Raw genomic sequence first — 13,799 nt, 5'->3', positions numbered from 1 at the left:
ACCGGCGAGCTCGCCTACCTCCTGTGCTTCGCACCGAGACCGGTCCCGATGCGGACCCTCGTTCGCGTGGCCGGGCAACGCTGGCGCATCGAGGAGAACTCCGAGCAGGGCCTCATCGCGATCACCGTCGCCGAGGCCCGCCGCATGTTCAACACCCTCGCCGCCGCCATCACCCGAATCCTCGAGCAGATCCTCGCCTGGTCATTCTGGAGACGGCGACATCAAGCCAGAGCCCGCGCCGCGCACTTCCATCGACGTATCACCGCAGGTCAGGATCACGATCTACGGCTGTCGTACCAGCCATCATTCGCGACCATCACGCGGACGTGGGGCCTTTCGTCGTTCGATGAGTGGGCTTTCACGGGACGCGGGGGCGTAGGCCGTCCATCAGGACCTCGAGGTAGGCCTCGGCGAGTTCGGGGGTGCCGTGGGAGGCCTTGGCGATGGTGAATGCCGTCTCTCCGACGAGGCTGGTGACGAGCACGGGGTCGATGTCCGAGCGGATCGCGCCCTGCTCGCGGCCTTCGCCGAGCATCGCGTCGACGACGCGCACCAGCTCGGCGCGCAGTGCCGTGGTGGCAGGCAGGTCGAGCCCGGCGAGCTGGTCGTTGACGGCGTAGTGCGCGGCCTGGAACGCCATGAGCTCGGCCAGGAAGGCCCGCAGCGCCGTCGGGCCCCCGTCGCGCTCGAGGATCTGCCGGCCGCGGAGGACGAGAGGCTCCAGCAGCTCGGCGACGGCCGCGTCCATGAGCGCGTCCTTGCCGCCGAAGGCGCGAACGACCGTCCCCGCGCCCATGCCGGCCCGTTCGGCGATGGCTTCGACCTTCGGGGGCCCGCCGGGTTCGGCCAGGAGCGCGGTCGCGGCGTCGAGTGCTCGGCGGCGGTTGCGGAGCGCGTCGGCCCGAAGGGCTTTCCCGTGTGACGTTGACAACTGGAATCTCCGTTCCATATATTAATCTGGAATCGTCGTTCCAGATGCTACGTCCAGGGAGACCGTGTGAACAAGCGAATCCTCGTCGTCGGCGCCAGTATCGCCGGGCTCGCCGTCACGCACTGGTTGACCAGGTACGGCTTCGACGTCACCGTCGTCGAGAGGGCTCCGGCTCCCCGACCGGGCGGCAACGGCGTGGATGTCCGCGGCCAGGCGATCGAAGTCGTCGAGCGCATGGGGCTCCTTGGCCCGGTGCGCGAGGCCGCTACCGACGTCGAGGCCATGCAGTTCGTCGATCGCGCGGGGCGGGTCACCGCGCGGATCTCGATCACCGAGCCGGGCGCGACCGAGATCATGCGCGGAGACCTGGTCGCGCTCCTGCGCGACCAGGACGGGGCCGACTACCGGTTCGGTCACCACGTCCGGGGACTGCGCCAGGACGCCGACGGGGTGGCTGTCGAGTTCGAGCGAGCGCCGAGCGAGCGCTTCGCCCTTGTCGTCGGCGCGGACGGGATGCACTCCACGGTCCGCCGCCTCGCCTGCGGCCCCGACGAACGATTCGTCCGCTTCATGGGTCACTACTTCGCGTTCGCCGACGCAGACGCCACCCTCGGGGCAGACCGCGCCGTGACCATGCACAACAGCCCGGGCAAGATGGCCGGGCTCTACCGCTCGGGCAACCACGCACAGGCCAAGGCCTATTTCATCTTCCGGTCCGCGCCGCTCGGCCACGACCATCGCGACATCGAGCAACACCGGCGTCTATTACGCGAGGCATTCGCAGACGAGACCGGATGGCGCGTACCCCGGCTCTTGGAGGCGGCACTCGCGGACACGGACCTGTACTTCGACGCGCTCGCCCAGGTGCGGATGGGCTCGTGGTCGAACGGCCGAGTCGTCCTCGTCGGCGACGCCGCCTGGTGCGCCTCACCGGCATCGGGCTCGGGCGCCGAGCTTGCGCTCGTCGGCGCCTACCGGCTCGCGGGCGAGCTCGCGCGGGCTGGAGGCGAACACCGAACCGCGTTCGCGCGCTACGACGCCGGGCAGCGCAGCCTCGTCCGCAGCAAGCAGCAGATCGGCCCGAACGTGAGCCTCATGGTCCCGAGAACCACCACGGGCAGGAGCCTTCGGGACGCACTCGCCCGCCTCCCGATCCTCGGACCGCTCGGCGCCCTCGAGCGGCTTCTGCAGGGAAGGGCGCGGCCTCTGCCCACCTACGCCCCGGCGGACCGAGAGCTGCCATGACACACGGGGGCTCAGGAAGTGTGGTGCCTGCCGCTCTAGGAGCCGCAGAGACAGAACGGGTGCCCGGCGGGGTCGGCGAACACGCGGAACGTCTCGCCGCCGCCAGGGAGCCGGGTCGCCCCGGCGGCGAGCACGGCCCGCTCGGCCGCCTCCATGCCGCCGCTCGGCACCTCCAGGTCCAGGTGCAGCTGCTGCGGCCGCGCCGGGTCGGGCCAGCTCGGTGCCGCGTAGTCCTCGACCTGCTGGAACAGCACCGCCCGCTCGCCGCCCAGCATGGCCATGCCGTCCGCGTCGTACACCACCGGGTCGCCCAGGGCCCGCGACCAGAACGCGGCCGCGGCCGAGGCGTCCGGCACGTCGAAGGTCACCCCCATGACGGTCAGCCCGTCGTTGTCCGGCGCGTGGCACAGGTCGAACGGGTGCCCGGCCGGGTCGGCCAGCGTGGTCCACCCGGGGCTCTCCCGCAGCACCGTGGCGCCCAGCGCGACGGCGCGCTCGACGGCCGCCGGTACGTCCGGCACGCGCAGGTCGAGGTGCGCCTGCTGCGGGTGCTCCTGCCCGGGCCACTCGGCCCGCACCAGGTCGGGCGCGAGCTGGAACGCCAGCCCCCAGCCGTCGGGCGTGACGATGGTGATCCAGTCGTCCTCCTGCTCGGTGGTGCGCGTGGAACCGGTGAGCCCGCGCCAGAACGCCGCCGAGCCCTCCATGTCCGGGGTGTCGAAGACCACCGAGTCCAGCGTCGTCCCCGTCGTCGTCGGCGTCGTCTGCTCGCTCATGCCGCTCACCCTGCCGCGCCCCGCCGACACCCGCACGGTGCCGGGGCTGTACACGCGGTCCGGGCCGGGCGATCATCGTGCCCACCGCCGTCGGCCGCACCCGGGGAGCCGCATGATCGTCGCACCGTTCGGACGCTTCACCGAGGGTCGCGTGCCCGACCCGGGCATCGCGCGCCTGTTCACGCGGGAGAACCGCTGGCAGGCGCGGCTCGACGTCGAGGCGGCACTCGCGCTCGCGGAGGCCGACGCCGGGCTCATCCCCGCGGAGTCGGCCCGCGCCATCGCGCTCACGGCGCGCATCGAGAAGCTCGACGTGAAGCGGGTGCTCGCCGCGACCGCCGAGGCCAGTCATCCGCTGGTGCCGCTCATCGAGGAGTTCGCGCGCGCCGTCGGCTCCAAGCACGGCGGCTGGGTGCACTGGGGCGCGACGACGCAGAACATCACGCAGACCGCCGACGTGCTGGTGCTGCGCGACGCGCACCGGGCGATCCTGCGCCAGCTCGGCCGCGTGCTGCGGTCGGCCGGCCGTCTCGCCGAGTCGTCCGCGGCGCTCCCGATGGCCGGCCGCACCCACAGTCAGCACGCCGTGCCGGTGACGTTCGGGTTCAAGGTCGCGGTGTGGATCGACCAGCTCGCGGCGCACGCGGACCGGCTGGAGCGCCTCGACGAGCGGCTGTTCTGCGTGCTGATGGGCGGCGCGGCGGGCACGTTCGCGTCGTTCGGGGGCTCCGGCCGGGCGATCGAGGCGGGGGTGGCGCGCCGGCTGGGGCTGCACCCGATGCGGGTGCCGTCGCGGTCGGTCAACGACGGCATCGTGGAGCTCGTGCTGGTGCTGGCGCAGCTCGCGGGCACGATCGGGAAGATCGGCAAGGACGTGTACACCCTCATGCAGCCGGAGTTCGCCGAGGCGTTCGAGCCGGTGCCCGAGGGGACGGTCGGCAGCTCGACCATGCCGCACAAGCGCAACCCGCAGCTCGCCCTCGACATGCAGACCATGTCCGCGGAGCTGCGCGCCCTCGCGGGCCCGGCGCTCGAGTCGATGCTGCACGACCAGGAGGCGAACGGCGCCATGACGGCCCTGCTGGAGGACGTCTCCGCGTCGGCCGCGGTGCTCGCGGGCGACATGCTCGCGCGCCTCGAGGTGGTGATGGACGGGCTGGAGCTGGACCCGGGCCGGATGCGGGCCAACATCCGCCTGTCCGAGGGCATGATCGGCTCCGAGTCCCTGATGCTCGCCCTCGGCGAGAAGATCGGGCGGCAGCGGGCGCACGACGTCGTCTTCGCCGTCGCGCAGGCGACCGCATCCGGCAGCCGGCCGTTCCTCGAGCTGTTGCACGGCGACCCCGTGGTCAGCGAGGCCTTCGACGACGACGAGCTGCGCGCGCTGCTCGACCCGGCGGGCTACCTCGGCCTGAGCGTGGAGATCGCCCGCGAGCTCGCCGCGTGCGCGGGCGAGGCCGCCGACCGGCTCGAGGCGCTGCCCGAGCGGATCCCCGTCGCGATCGGGAGCCAGCGGCCCGGCACGCCCGCCGGTTGAGCCTGTCGAAACCCCGGGTCTCGACAGGCTCGACCAGCGGGGTCTCGACGAGCCTGGCCACCGCACGGATGTCATCGTGGGGAGATGGAACCGGTGCAACCCGCGCGCGGACGCCGCGCCCGCCGGGTGGCGACGGCGGTGCTCGCCGTCGGCGTCCTCGTCGTGCTGGCCGCGTGCGCGGCGGGCCCCAATCCCGGCGTCGACACCTCGGCCCTCGGCGGCCAGGGCCCGTACGGCTTCTGGTGGGGCCTGTGGCAGGGCATGATCCTGCCGGTCACGTTCATCGTGTCCCTCTTCACGGACTCGGTGTCGATCTACGAGGTGCACAACACCGGCAACTGGTACGACGTCGGGTACGTCCTGGGCATCTCGCTGGTCTTCGGCGGCCCGCTCGGCGCCCGCCGCGCCCGCCACTGAGCGGCGTCAGCACCCGCGGGCGGGGAGGTCGGCGGCGTCCGGCCCGTGCGCGGCGTGCTCGTGGGCCGCGCGAGCGATGTTGCGCTGCATCCCGCCGAACACGACGCCGTGGAACGGGCTGATCGCCCACCAGTAGAGCTGCCCGGGCAGCCCGCGGGGGGAGAAGACCGCGCGCTGCCGGAAGACGGGCCGGTCGCCGGGGCCGTCCTCGACCGACAGCTCCAGCCAGGCCAGCCCGGGCAGGCGCATCTCGGCGCGCAGCCGCAGCAGCCGGCCGGGCACCACCTTCTCCACGCGCCACCAGTCGAGCGCGTCCCCGGGCTCCAGCCGGTGCGGGTGCCGCCGCCCGCGCCGCAGCCCCGGACCGCCGAAGAGGCGGTCCAGCAGGCCCCGCGCCACCCAGCCGAGGCGCCAGGAGTACCAGCCGTGCGCCCCGCCGATGCCCTCGATCACCGACCACAGCGACTCGGGGGTGGTGTCGACCTCGCGCGAGCGGTCGTCCACGAGCAGGCTGCCGCCGGCCCAGTCCGGGTCGTCGGGCAGCGGGTCGGACGGCGCGCCCCGCGTGGACGCCGAGCTCCAGCTGGTGCGCACGTCCAGGTCACGGATCCTGGCCAGCGCCAGGGCGACGGCGTCGTCGAACCCGACGAGGCCCTCGGGAGGGTCGGGGACGTACGCCGCGATGTCGTGGTCGCGGGCGACGACCTCGTGCACCAGCGACCCGACGAGGGGGCGTGCGATCGCCGGCGGCACCGGCGTGACCAGCCCGACCCACAGGCTGGCCAGCCGCGGCGTCAGCACGGGGACGGCGCCGATCACCCGGGGTCGCAGCCCGGCGACGGCGGCATAGCGCTGCATCATCCGGCGGTAGGTCAGCACGTCGGGTCCGCCGATGTCGAAGCCGCGGCTGACGTCGCCGGGGATCGAGGCCGCCCCGACCAGGTAGCGCAGCACGTCGCGCACCGCGATCGGCTGGATGCGGTTGTCGATCCATCGCGGGGCGACCATGACGGGGAGCCGCTCGGTGAGGTAGCGCATCATCTCGAACGACGCGCTCCCGGAGCCCAGGATCACCGCGGCCCGCAGGACGACGGTGGGGACCTCGCCGTCGAGCAGGATCTCCTCGACCTCCCGCCGGGACCGCAGGTGCGGCGACAGGTGCTCCGTGTCCGGGTACAGCCCGCCGAGGTAGACCACCCGTCGCAGCCCGGCCTCGGCGGCAGCCGCGGCGAACCCCCCGGCCGTGCGGCGGTCCGTGTCGGCGAACCCGGGTCCCGCGCCGAGGGCGTGGATGAGGTAGTAAGCGACCTCGACCCCGTCCAGGGCGCGGCGGAGGTCGTCGCGCGACCCGGCGTCGCCGGCCACGACGTCGACGGCATCGGCCCAGTCACGCCCGGCGACCCGCTCGGGATGCCGGGCGAGCACGCGGACCCGATACCCGGCGGCGAGCAGCTCGGGCACGAGGCGCCCGCCGATGTATCCCGTGGCCCCGGTGACCAGGACGAGCGGAGCGTCGGACGTCATGGGCGTGTCTCCTCTCGCGACGACCTCGGTCGCTAGCCAGGCTAGCAATATCCGCGCCGCGATGGCATCGTGGGGGACGGGCGCGGCCGTCCGGCCGCGACCGAGCCGGGCGTCCGACTCGAGGAGGGATCCTGCATGGTGGGCTCGACGGCAGGCCTGCGGCCGCAGCAGATCGTCGTCACGGCGAGCCTGCTGGTCTGCGTGGTGGGCTCGATGATCGGCGTGGGCGTCTTCGGGGGCACCCCGATCGCGGAGGCGGCGGGCGGCGCGCTCGCGGCCGACGCCACCCTGGTCGCGCCGGCGTCGCCGGCGTTCTCCATCTGGACCGTCATCTACCTCGGCCTCGCCGGGTACACGGTCTTCCAGTGGCTGCCCGCGCACGCGGCCGACGACCGGCAGCGCCGGCTGCGGCTGCCCGTCGCGACGACGATGCTGCTCAACGCCGCGTGGATCCTCGTCGTGCAGGCGGGGGCGCTGTGGTGGAGCGTGCTGGTGATCGTGGCGCTCCTCGCCCTGCTCGTGCGCACGTTCCTGATCCTGGTGCGGACCCCCGCGAGCGGCGTCGCCGAACGGGTGCTCGTGGACGGCACGCTGGGCCTGTACCTCGGCTGGGTGTGCGTGGCCACCGTCGCGAACGTGGCGGCGGCGCTCGCGGCAGCCGGGTTCGACGGCGCGGGGGTGGCGCCGGACTGGTGGGCGGTCGGGATCCTCGCGGCGGTCGCCGGCGTGGGGGTCGCCCTCGCGGTGCGCGGCAGGGGTCGCGTCGCCGTGGGGGCGGCGATCGCCTGGGGCCTGGCGTGGGTGGCCGTCGCCCGGTCGCAGGGGGACCCCCCCTCGGCGCCCGCGGCGGCCAGCGCGCTCGCCGCCGCCGTCCTCGTGCTCGGCGTCGCGCTGGTGCTGAGCGTGCGGACCGCCGTCCGCGCCCGCTCCGGCGTGGGGTCGTAGGGCCGTGGCAGCCGGGCCGGGGGAGAGCCCCGGGGTCGAGGACCACGTGATCCTGCTCGACGACGCGGGGGCGCCGACGGGGACCGCGCCGCGCGCGACCGTGCACACCCGCGACACCCCGCTCCACCTGGGCTTCTCGTGCTACCTGTCCCGGCCCGACGGCCGGGTGCTGCTCACGCGGCGCGCGCTGACGAAGCGCACGTGGCCGGGGGTGTGGACGAACTCGTTCTGCGGGCATCCCCGGCAGGGCGAGCCGCTGGGTCAGGCCGTGCTGCGGCACGGCCGCCACGAGCTGGGCCTCGACGTGACGACCGACGGCGTCCCGGTCCTGCCGTCCTTCCGCTATCGCGCGGTCGACGCGGGCGGCGTCGTCGAGAACGAGATCTGCCCCGTGCTGCTCGCATCCGTGGACCGCGACCCCGTGCCGAACCCCGACGAGGTGATGGACTGGCGGTGGGTGCGGCCCGACGAGATCGCGTCGGTCGTCGTCCTCGCGCCGTGGGCGGTGAGCCCGTGGATGGTGGCGCAGGTGCCCGACCTGCGTGCCGCCGGCTGGGTGTGACGGGTCGTCAGGTGGACGTGTCGCCGACGACGGTGCCCGCGACGTCGTCGGGCTCCCGCTCGGCCTCCGCCGCCATGGCGAGGAGGAAGTCCCGGACCGCGGGCCGGGAGCGCACCGGTACCGTCCGCGCGATCTCGAGCATGCGTGCGTGGACCGGGGCGAGGCGCTCGCGCACCTCGGCGTGCGCGGCGGTCGAGGCGACGATGACGACGGAGCGGCGGTCGGACGGGTGCGGGCGTCGCTCGAGGTGACCGGACGCGACGAGGCGGTCGAGCAGCTTGGTCGTCGACGCGGTGGAGATCGCCAGGTACTCCGCGAGCCCGCGGGGCGTCGCGGGCTCGTCCCGCCCCTCGCAGGCGATGACGTGCTGCAGCGCGCGCAGGTCGGTGAGGTTCATCTTCATCTCGCGGCCGGCGCGCCGGCGCATGGCCTCGTCCGCGCGCCGGAACGTCCGCAGCGCCTCGAGGAGTCGGCGGGGTTCCGCGTCCGACTCCTCGAACCAGTAGGACGAGCTCCCCGTGGGTGCCTGGGTCACGCGGCCATCCTAACGAGCAAACGTGTGGCTAGTATCTTGCTAGGCTATTGATATGCCAGGCTAGTGACATGCTGAGCGAGGAGGTGGGGCCGGTGCATCGCTCGTCGCCCGAGTCCGACGACCCTGTCGGCCCTGTGGTCGAGCGAGCGGTCGAGCGGCTGCTCGACGCGGGGGACCGGCCCGACGACACCCGGCTGTGGAGCTCCGTGCGCGGCACCAGCCGCGGCGGCAAGCGGCTGCGGCCACGGATCCTGCTGGACGCGTACGACGCGCTCGCCGGGACGGCACCGCGGGAGACGCGGGAGGTCGTCGTGCGCGTCGCCGCCGCCCTCGAGCTCCTGCACCACGCGCTCCTCGTGCACGACGACGTCATCGACGGCGCGGACACGCGCCGCGGGCGCCCCAACGTGGCCGGGACGTTCGCCGAGCAGGCCCGCGAGTCCGGGGCGAGCCCCCGGCAGGCGCAGGGCTACGGCGCCGCCGCCGGCATCCTGGCCGGGGACCTCGCGCTCACGGGCGCCGTACGGGCGATCGCGCTGTGCGGGGCGCTCCCGGACACCACGGAACGCCTCCTCGACCTCGTCGACGAGACGCTGCACCTCACCGCCGACGGCGAGCTCGCCGACGTCTGGCTGAGCCTCGGGCCGTGCGCCGACCTCGACGAGACCCTCCGCACGGCCGAGCGCAAGACGGCCGTGTACACGTTCCAGCTCCCGCTGCGGGCCGCCGCGATCCTGGCCGGCCGGGACGACCTGGACGTCGCGGTGCAGCGGCTGGGGCGCGACCTCGGCCTCGCGTTCCAGCTCCGCGACGACCTGGACGGCGTGTTCGGAGACCCGGCGCAGACCGGCAAGAGCAACGCCTCCGACCTGCGGGAGGGCAAGTGCACCCCGCTGGTCGCGCTCGCTCGCGGGACGTGGGCCTGGGCGGAGCTGAGCACCGTGCTCGGCGACCCCGGCGCCGGGGAGCAGGACCTGCGCCGCGCCCGCGAGCTGCTCGAGGCCAGCGGGGCGCGCGCGGCGGTCGAGCTGCTCGCCGCGGACCTCGAGCGCGACGCCGTCGGCCTCGGCCGCGACCTCGGCCTGGGCGTGCTCGCGGAGCGCGTCACCGGGACCGGCTCCGACCCCACCTGGAGCGCCGCATGAGTGCCGCCCCTGCCGTCCCCGCGGCGACCGGTCTCGGCGCCGGCGACCCGACCTACGACGCCGTGGCCGTCCGCAGCGCGGCGGTGGTCATCCGCGCCTACTCGTCGTCGTTCGGCTGGGCCTGCCGCCTGCTCGGCGACCCCGTCCGCGACCACGTGCGCACCGTCTACGCCCTGGTCCGGGTCGCCGACGAGATCGTGGACGACCCCCGGCCGGTGCTCACTCCCGCCGAGCGTGACGAGCTGCTCACCGAGCTCGAGCGCGAGGTCGGGCGCGCCCGGGCGCGCGGGCGGAGCAGCAACCTCGTGGTGCACGCCTTCGCACGCACGGCGCGCACGTTCGGGATCGGGGACGACCTGGTGGCCCCGTTCTTCGCGTCCATGCGGGCCGACCTGACGGCCACCGCGCACGACGACGCCAGCTTCGCCGCCTACGTGCACGGCTCGGCCGAGGTGGTCGGCCTGATGTGCCTGCGGGTGTTCGTCGCCGGGGACGAGGCGGCCTACGACCGGCTGGCCCCGGGGGCGGCCCGGCTCGGCGCGGCGTTCCAGAAGGTCAACTTCCTGCGCGACCTGGCCGAGGACGTCGACGCACGTGGCCGCTCGTACTTCCCGGGCCTCGACGTCGACGCGTTCGATGACGACGACCGCGACCGGCTGCTGGCCGACGTGGACGCCGACCTGCGGGCCGCGGCCGCCGTCATCGACGACCTGCCGCGCACGTCGCGCCGGGCGGTGCGAGTGGCGCACGACCTGTTCGCCGAGCTCTCCCGCAGGCTCGCGGCGACCCCTGCCGCCACGATCCGCCGTGAGCGGGTGCGGGTCCCCGACCTGGTCAAGGCGCGCCTGGTCGCCGCCGCCGTCGCGCGGGACGTGCTGCGATGAGGGTGGTCGTGGTGGGGGCCGGGATCGCGGGGCTGGCGACGGCCGGTCTGCTCGCGCGCGAGGGTCACGACGTCGAGGTGCTCGAGCGGCACGACGCCCCGGGCGGGCGCGCCGGTTCGTGGGAACGCGCCGGCTTCCGCTTCGACACGGGCCCGTCCTGGTACCTCATGCCCGAGGTCTTCGACCACTGGTTCCGGCTCATGGGCTCGAGCGCCGACGACGCACTCGACCTGGTCGGGCTGGACCCCGCCTACCGGGTCTTCTTCGAGGGGCACGACGACCCGCTCGACGTCTCGCCCGACCGGGCCGAGAACGTCGCGACGTTCGAGGCGATCGAGCCCGGCGCGGGTGCGCGGCTGGACCGCTACCTGGACTCGGCGCACGACACCTACGACCTGGCCCTGCGGCACTTCCTGTACACGACGTTCGCGTCGTGGCGGCCGTTCGCGCACCGGGAGGTCGCCGCGCGCCTGCACCGGCTCGGGCCGCTGCTCGGCAGGTCGCTCGGCTCCCGGGTCGCCGCGGCCTTCCAGGACGTGCGACTGCGCCAGGTGCTGGGGTACCCCGCGGTCTTCCTCGGCTCGTCGCCCGACCGGGCGCCGAGCCTGTACCACCTGATGAGCGCCCTCGATCTCGACGGCGGCGTGCGGTATCCACTGGGGGGATTCGCGCGTGTGGTCGCCGCGGTCGCCGGGCTCGCGGTCGGCGCGGGGGTCACCCTGCGCACCCGCGCCCGGGCGACCGCGATCACGACCACGGCCGTCGAGGCCGGCCCGGGGGCGGCACGGACCCGGCTCCCCGCCCCCGGGTCCCGCCGTCCCCGGGCCGAGGTCACGGGGGTGCGCTGGGTGGACGACGCCGGGCGGGAGCACCACGCCGCGGCCGACGTCGTCGTCACGGCGGCCGACCTGCACCACGTGGAGCAGGACCTGCTGCCGCCCGAGCTCCGCGACCGGTCGCCGGAGTGGTGGTCCCGGCGCGACCCGGGGCCCGGCGGGGTGCTGGTGATGCTCGGCGTGCGCGAGCGGGTGCCGCAGCTCGCCCACCACTCGCTGTTCTTCACCGCGGACTGGCGGGAGAACTTCGGCGCGATCGCGGACGGCCGCGTCCCCGACCCGGCGTCGCTGTACGTGTGCGCGCCGTCGCGCACCGACCCGTCCGTGGCGCCGCCCGGGCACGAGAACCTGTTCCTGCTCGTCCCCGTGCCGGCCGATCCCGGCCTCGGACGCGGCGGCGAGGACGGCGCGGGCGACGCCGCCGTCGAGGCGATCGCCGACGCGGCGATCGACCGCGTCGCCGCCTGGGCGGGCGTGCCCGACCTGCGCGAGCGGGTCGTGGTGCGGCGCACGGTGGGCCCGGGCGACTTCGCGGCCGACCTCTCGTCGTGGTCGGGCGGCATGCTCGGCCCGGCGCACACGCTGCGCCAGAGCGCGATGTTCCGCGCGGGCAACCGCTCGCGCCGTGTTGCGGGCCTGCTGCACGCCGGCGGGTCGACCATCCCCGGCGTCGGGCTGCCGATGTGCCTCATCAGCGCGGAGCTCGCCGTGAAGCGGGTGCGCGGCGACACGAGCGCCGACCCGCTGCCCGAGCCCCGTCCGGCCCTCGCCTCCCAGGAGTGATCGCCCTGCACTGGAACTCCTTCGTCTACCTCGCGCTGCTGCTGGGGGCGCTGGCCTCGATGGCCCTCGTGGACCGGCGGGCGCGGCTCGTGCTGTGGTCGGCGACGCCGCTGCGCGGGGCGGTCGTGCTCGCCGTCGGCACCCTCGCGTTCCTCGGGTGGGACCTCGTGGCCATCGCCGCCGGCTTCTACTCGCGCGGGGGAGCCGCGATGACCGGGATCGAGCTGGCGCCGCACCTGCCGCTCGAGGAGCTGTTCTTCGTCCTGTTCCTCTGCTGGTTCACGCTCCTGCTGCACGGGCTCCTGCGGCGCGTCCTGGCGCGCCGGGAGGGTGCCCGGCGCCGTCCCGCCCGCCGCGGCGCGCTCCACGCCGTGCCGGACCTGCCCGGGGAGGGGCGATGACGTACGGGGGCCTCGCGGTGGTCGCCCTCGCCGTGGCGCTCGTCGTCGCGCTCGTCGTCGCGCGGGTCCGGGGCCTCGGCGCCCGGTGGTGGGCGGCGACGGCGCTCACCGGGGTGGTGCTCACGGGGCTCACGGTGGTCTTCGACAGCCTGATGATCGCCGCCGACCTGTTCCGCTACGACGAGGCGGCGCTCCTGGGGGTGCGGCTGTGGCTCACGCCGGTCGAGGACCTCGCGTGGCCGGTCGTGGCCGCCCTGCTGCTGCCCGCCCTGTGGGCCCTGGGGGACGGGGCCGAGCGCGCGGGGGCGGACGCATGACGGCGACCGGAGCGGGGCCGGCCGCGACGACGGCGGGGCCGGCCGCCGCGCTGCGTCAGGTGGTGGGCTCGTCGCGGCCGGTGAGCTGGATCAACACCGCGTTCCCGTTCGCCGCGGCGTACCTGCTGGCCGGCGGCGCCGGCCGGGTGGGGGTCGCGGAGCTGGTCGTCGGCGCGCTCTACTTCCTCGTCCCGTACAACCTGCTGATGTACGGGCTCAACGACGTTTGGGACTACGAGTCGGACCTGCGCAACCCGCGCAAGGGCGGGATCGAGGGCGTGGTGCTGTCGCGCCGGTGGCACCGCCTCACCGTGCGCGCCGCCGTCCTGAGCAACCTCCCGTTCCTTGCCTACCTCGTCGCCGTGGGCGACGCGGCGTCCACGGCGGTGCTCGCGGTGAGCGTCTTCGCCGTCGTCGCCTACTCCGCGCCGGGGCTGCGGTTCAAGGAACGGCCGGTGCTGGACTCGGCGACGTCGAGCACCCACTTCGTCAGCCCCGCCGTCTTCGGTCTCGCGCTGGCGGGCGGCACGGTCACCGGCCCCGTGCTCGCGGTGCTCGCGGCGTTCTTCCTGTGGGGGATGGCCTCCCAGGCGTTCGGCGCGGTGCAGGACGTCGAGGCCGACCGTGCGGCCGAGATCGGCTCGGTGGCCACCTGGCTGGGCGCCGCGCGCACGGTGCGTGCGGCCATGGTGCTCTATGCGGCGGCCGGGGCCGTGCTCCTCCTGGCGGGGCTACCCGCCGCCCTCGCCGCCGTCCTGGTCGTGCCGTACGTCGTGAGCATCGCCGGGTTCCGGAACCTGCCCGACTCCCGCTGCGCGGAGGCGCACGCGGGCTGGCGGCGGTTCCTGTGGCTCAACCTCGTCACCGGCTTCCTGGTGACCCAGCTCCTCATCGCCGTCGCCATGGGGTGGCTCTGAGGCGCAGGCCCGTTCCCACTCCTCGCGCGGCCGAGGGACCAGGC

At 74.7% G+C, this 13,799-nt stretch carries 15 protein-coding genes; 11 read left to right on the top strand and 4 right to left on the bottom strand.

Annotated features, from left to right (window positions below; genetic code table 11):
- Window positions 1-358: 358 nt before the first annotated feature.
- Window positions 359-949: a TetR/AcrR family transcriptional regulator gene (locus B5Y66_RS20585; RefSeq protein ID WP_079576488.1), complete on the bottom strand. Its 591-nt coding sequence runs from the start codon at window positions 947-949 to the stop codon at window positions 359-361.
- Window positions 950-997: 48 nt separating this feature from the next.
- Here B5Y66_RS20585 and B5Y66_RS20580 point away from each other — a divergent pair, with 48 nt between their 5' ends.
- A complete protein-coding gene (locus B5Y66_RS20580; protein ID WP_176168950.1) occupies window positions 998-2,176 on the top strand; it encodes an FAD-dependent monooxygenase in 1,179 nt (392 codons plus the stop codon).
- Window positions 2,177-2,211: 35 nt separating this feature from the next.
- Here B5Y66_RS20580 and B5Y66_RS20575 read toward each other — a convergent pair whose 3' ends face one another.
- Entirely contained in the window at window positions 2,212-2,952 is a 741-nt protein-coding gene (locus B5Y66_RS20575) for a VOC family protein (RefSeq protein WP_079576486.1), read from the bottom strand.
- Between B5Y66_RS20575 and B5Y66_RS20570 the strand changes: the two genes are divergently transcribed.
- Window positions 2,891-4,489, top strand: a complete 1,599-nt coding sequence (locus B5Y66_RS20570; protein ID WP_245807264.1) for a class-II fumarase/aspartase family protein — start codon at window positions 2,891-2,893, stop codon at window positions 4,487-4,489. The genes B5Y66_RS20575 and B5Y66_RS20570 overlap by 62 nt on opposite strands.
- 84 nt (window positions 4,490-4,573) lie before the next feature.
- Window positions 4,574-4,906, top strand: a complete 333-nt coding sequence (locus tag B5Y66_RS20565) for a hypothetical protein (RefSeq protein ID WP_079576485.1) — start codon at window positions 4,574-4,576, stop codon at window positions 4,904-4,906.
- Window positions 4,907-4,912: 6 nt separating this feature from the next.
- Here the strand turns inward: B5Y66_RS20565 and B5Y66_RS20560 are convergent, their stop codons facing one another.
- The gene (locus B5Y66_RS20560) at window positions 4,913-6,430 is read right to left on the bottom strand and encodes an SDR family oxidoreductase (protein WP_079576484.1); all 1,518 of its coding nucleotides are present in this window, start codon (window positions 6,428-6,430) and stop codon (window positions 4,913-4,915) included.
- Between the two features lie 135 nt (window positions 6,431-6,565).
- Between B5Y66_RS20560 and B5Y66_RS20555 the strand changes: the two genes are divergently transcribed.
- Together B5Y66_RS20555 and idi are read left to right on the top strand one after the other, a co-directional pair.
- On the top strand, window positions 6,566-7,375 hold the full coding sequence (locus tag B5Y66_RS20555) for a tryptophan-rich sensory protein (protein ID WP_079576483.1): 810 nt from the start codon (window positions 6,566-6,568) through the stop codon (window positions 7,373-7,375).
- Between the two features lie 4 nt (window positions 7,376-7,379).
- Window positions 7,380-7,937 carry an isopentenyl-diphosphate Delta-isomerase gene (gene idi, locus B5Y66_RS20550; protein WP_245807263.1) on the top strand — a complete coding sequence of 186 codons (558 nt, stop codon included), beginning with the start codon at window positions 7,380-7,382 and terminating at the stop codon, window positions 7,935-7,937.
- 7 nt (window positions 7,938-7,944) lie between these two features.
- On the opposite strand, the gene B5Y66_RS20545 is transcribed toward idi, so the two are convergent.
- Window positions 7,945-8,472: a MarR family winged helix-turn-helix transcriptional regulator gene (locus B5Y66_RS20545; RefSeq protein WP_245807262.1), complete on the bottom strand. Its 528-nt coding sequence runs from the start codon at window positions 8,470-8,472 to the stop codon at window positions 7,945-7,947.
- 68 nt (window positions 8,473-8,540) lie between these two features.
- On the opposite strand from B5Y66_RS20545, the gene B5Y66_RS20540 reads away from it, so the two are divergent.
- The 6 genes from B5Y66_RS20540 to B5Y66_RS20515 are packed head-to-tail and all read left to right on the top strand — an operon-like array spanning window position 8,541 to window position 13,755.
- The gene (locus tag B5Y66_RS20540; RefSeq protein WP_079576481.1) at window positions 8,541-9,617 is read left to right on the top strand and encodes a polyprenyl synthetase family protein; all 1,077 of its coding nucleotides are present in this window, start codon (window positions 8,541-8,543) and stop codon (window positions 9,615-9,617) included.
- Window positions 9,614-10,501, top strand: coding sequence for a phytoene/squalene synthase family protein (locus B5Y66_RS20535; RefSeq protein WP_079576480.1), 888 nt, complete (start codon window positions 9,614-9,616; stop codon window positions 10,499-10,501). Before B5Y66_RS20540 ends, B5Y66_RS20535 begins: the two co-directional genes overlap by 4 nt.
- The gene (crtI, locus tag B5Y66_RS20530; RefSeq protein ID WP_079576479.1) at window positions 10,498-12,120 is read left to right on the top strand and encodes a phytoene desaturase family protein; all 1,623 of its coding nucleotides are present in this window, start codon (window positions 10,498-10,500) and stop codon (window positions 12,118-12,120) included. The genes B5Y66_RS20535 and crtI overlap by 4 nt, the downstream gene beginning before the upstream one ends.
- A complete protein-coding gene (locus B5Y66_RS20525; protein ID WP_322788705.1) occupies window positions 12,117-12,521 on the top strand; it encodes a lycopene cyclase domain-containing protein in 405 nt (134 codons plus the stop codon). The genes crtI and B5Y66_RS20525 overlap by 4 nt, the downstream gene beginning before the upstream one ends.
- Entirely contained in the window at window positions 12,518-12,838 is a 321-nt protein-coding gene (locus B5Y66_RS20520; protein WP_079576478.1) for a lycopene cyclase domain-containing protein, read from the top strand. The genes B5Y66_RS20525 and B5Y66_RS20520 overlap by 4 nt, the downstream gene beginning before the upstream one ends.
- Window positions 12,835-13,755 carry a prenyltransferase gene (locus B5Y66_RS20515; protein ID WP_079576477.1) on the top strand — a complete coding sequence of 307 codons (921 nt, stop codon included), beginning with the start codon at window positions 12,835-12,837 and terminating at the stop codon, window positions 13,753-13,755. Before B5Y66_RS20520 ends, B5Y66_RS20515 begins: the two co-directional genes overlap by 4 nt.
- Window positions 13,756-13,799 lie beyond the last annotated feature (44 nt).

It is taken from the genome of Krasilnikoviella flava (genome assembly GCF_900167525.1).
Classification (GTDB): Bacteria; Actinomycetota; Actinomycetes; order Actinomycetales; family Cellulomonadaceae; genus Isoptericola; species Isoptericola flavus.
This window is presented reverse-complemented; position numbering and strand designations above follow the sequence as displayed.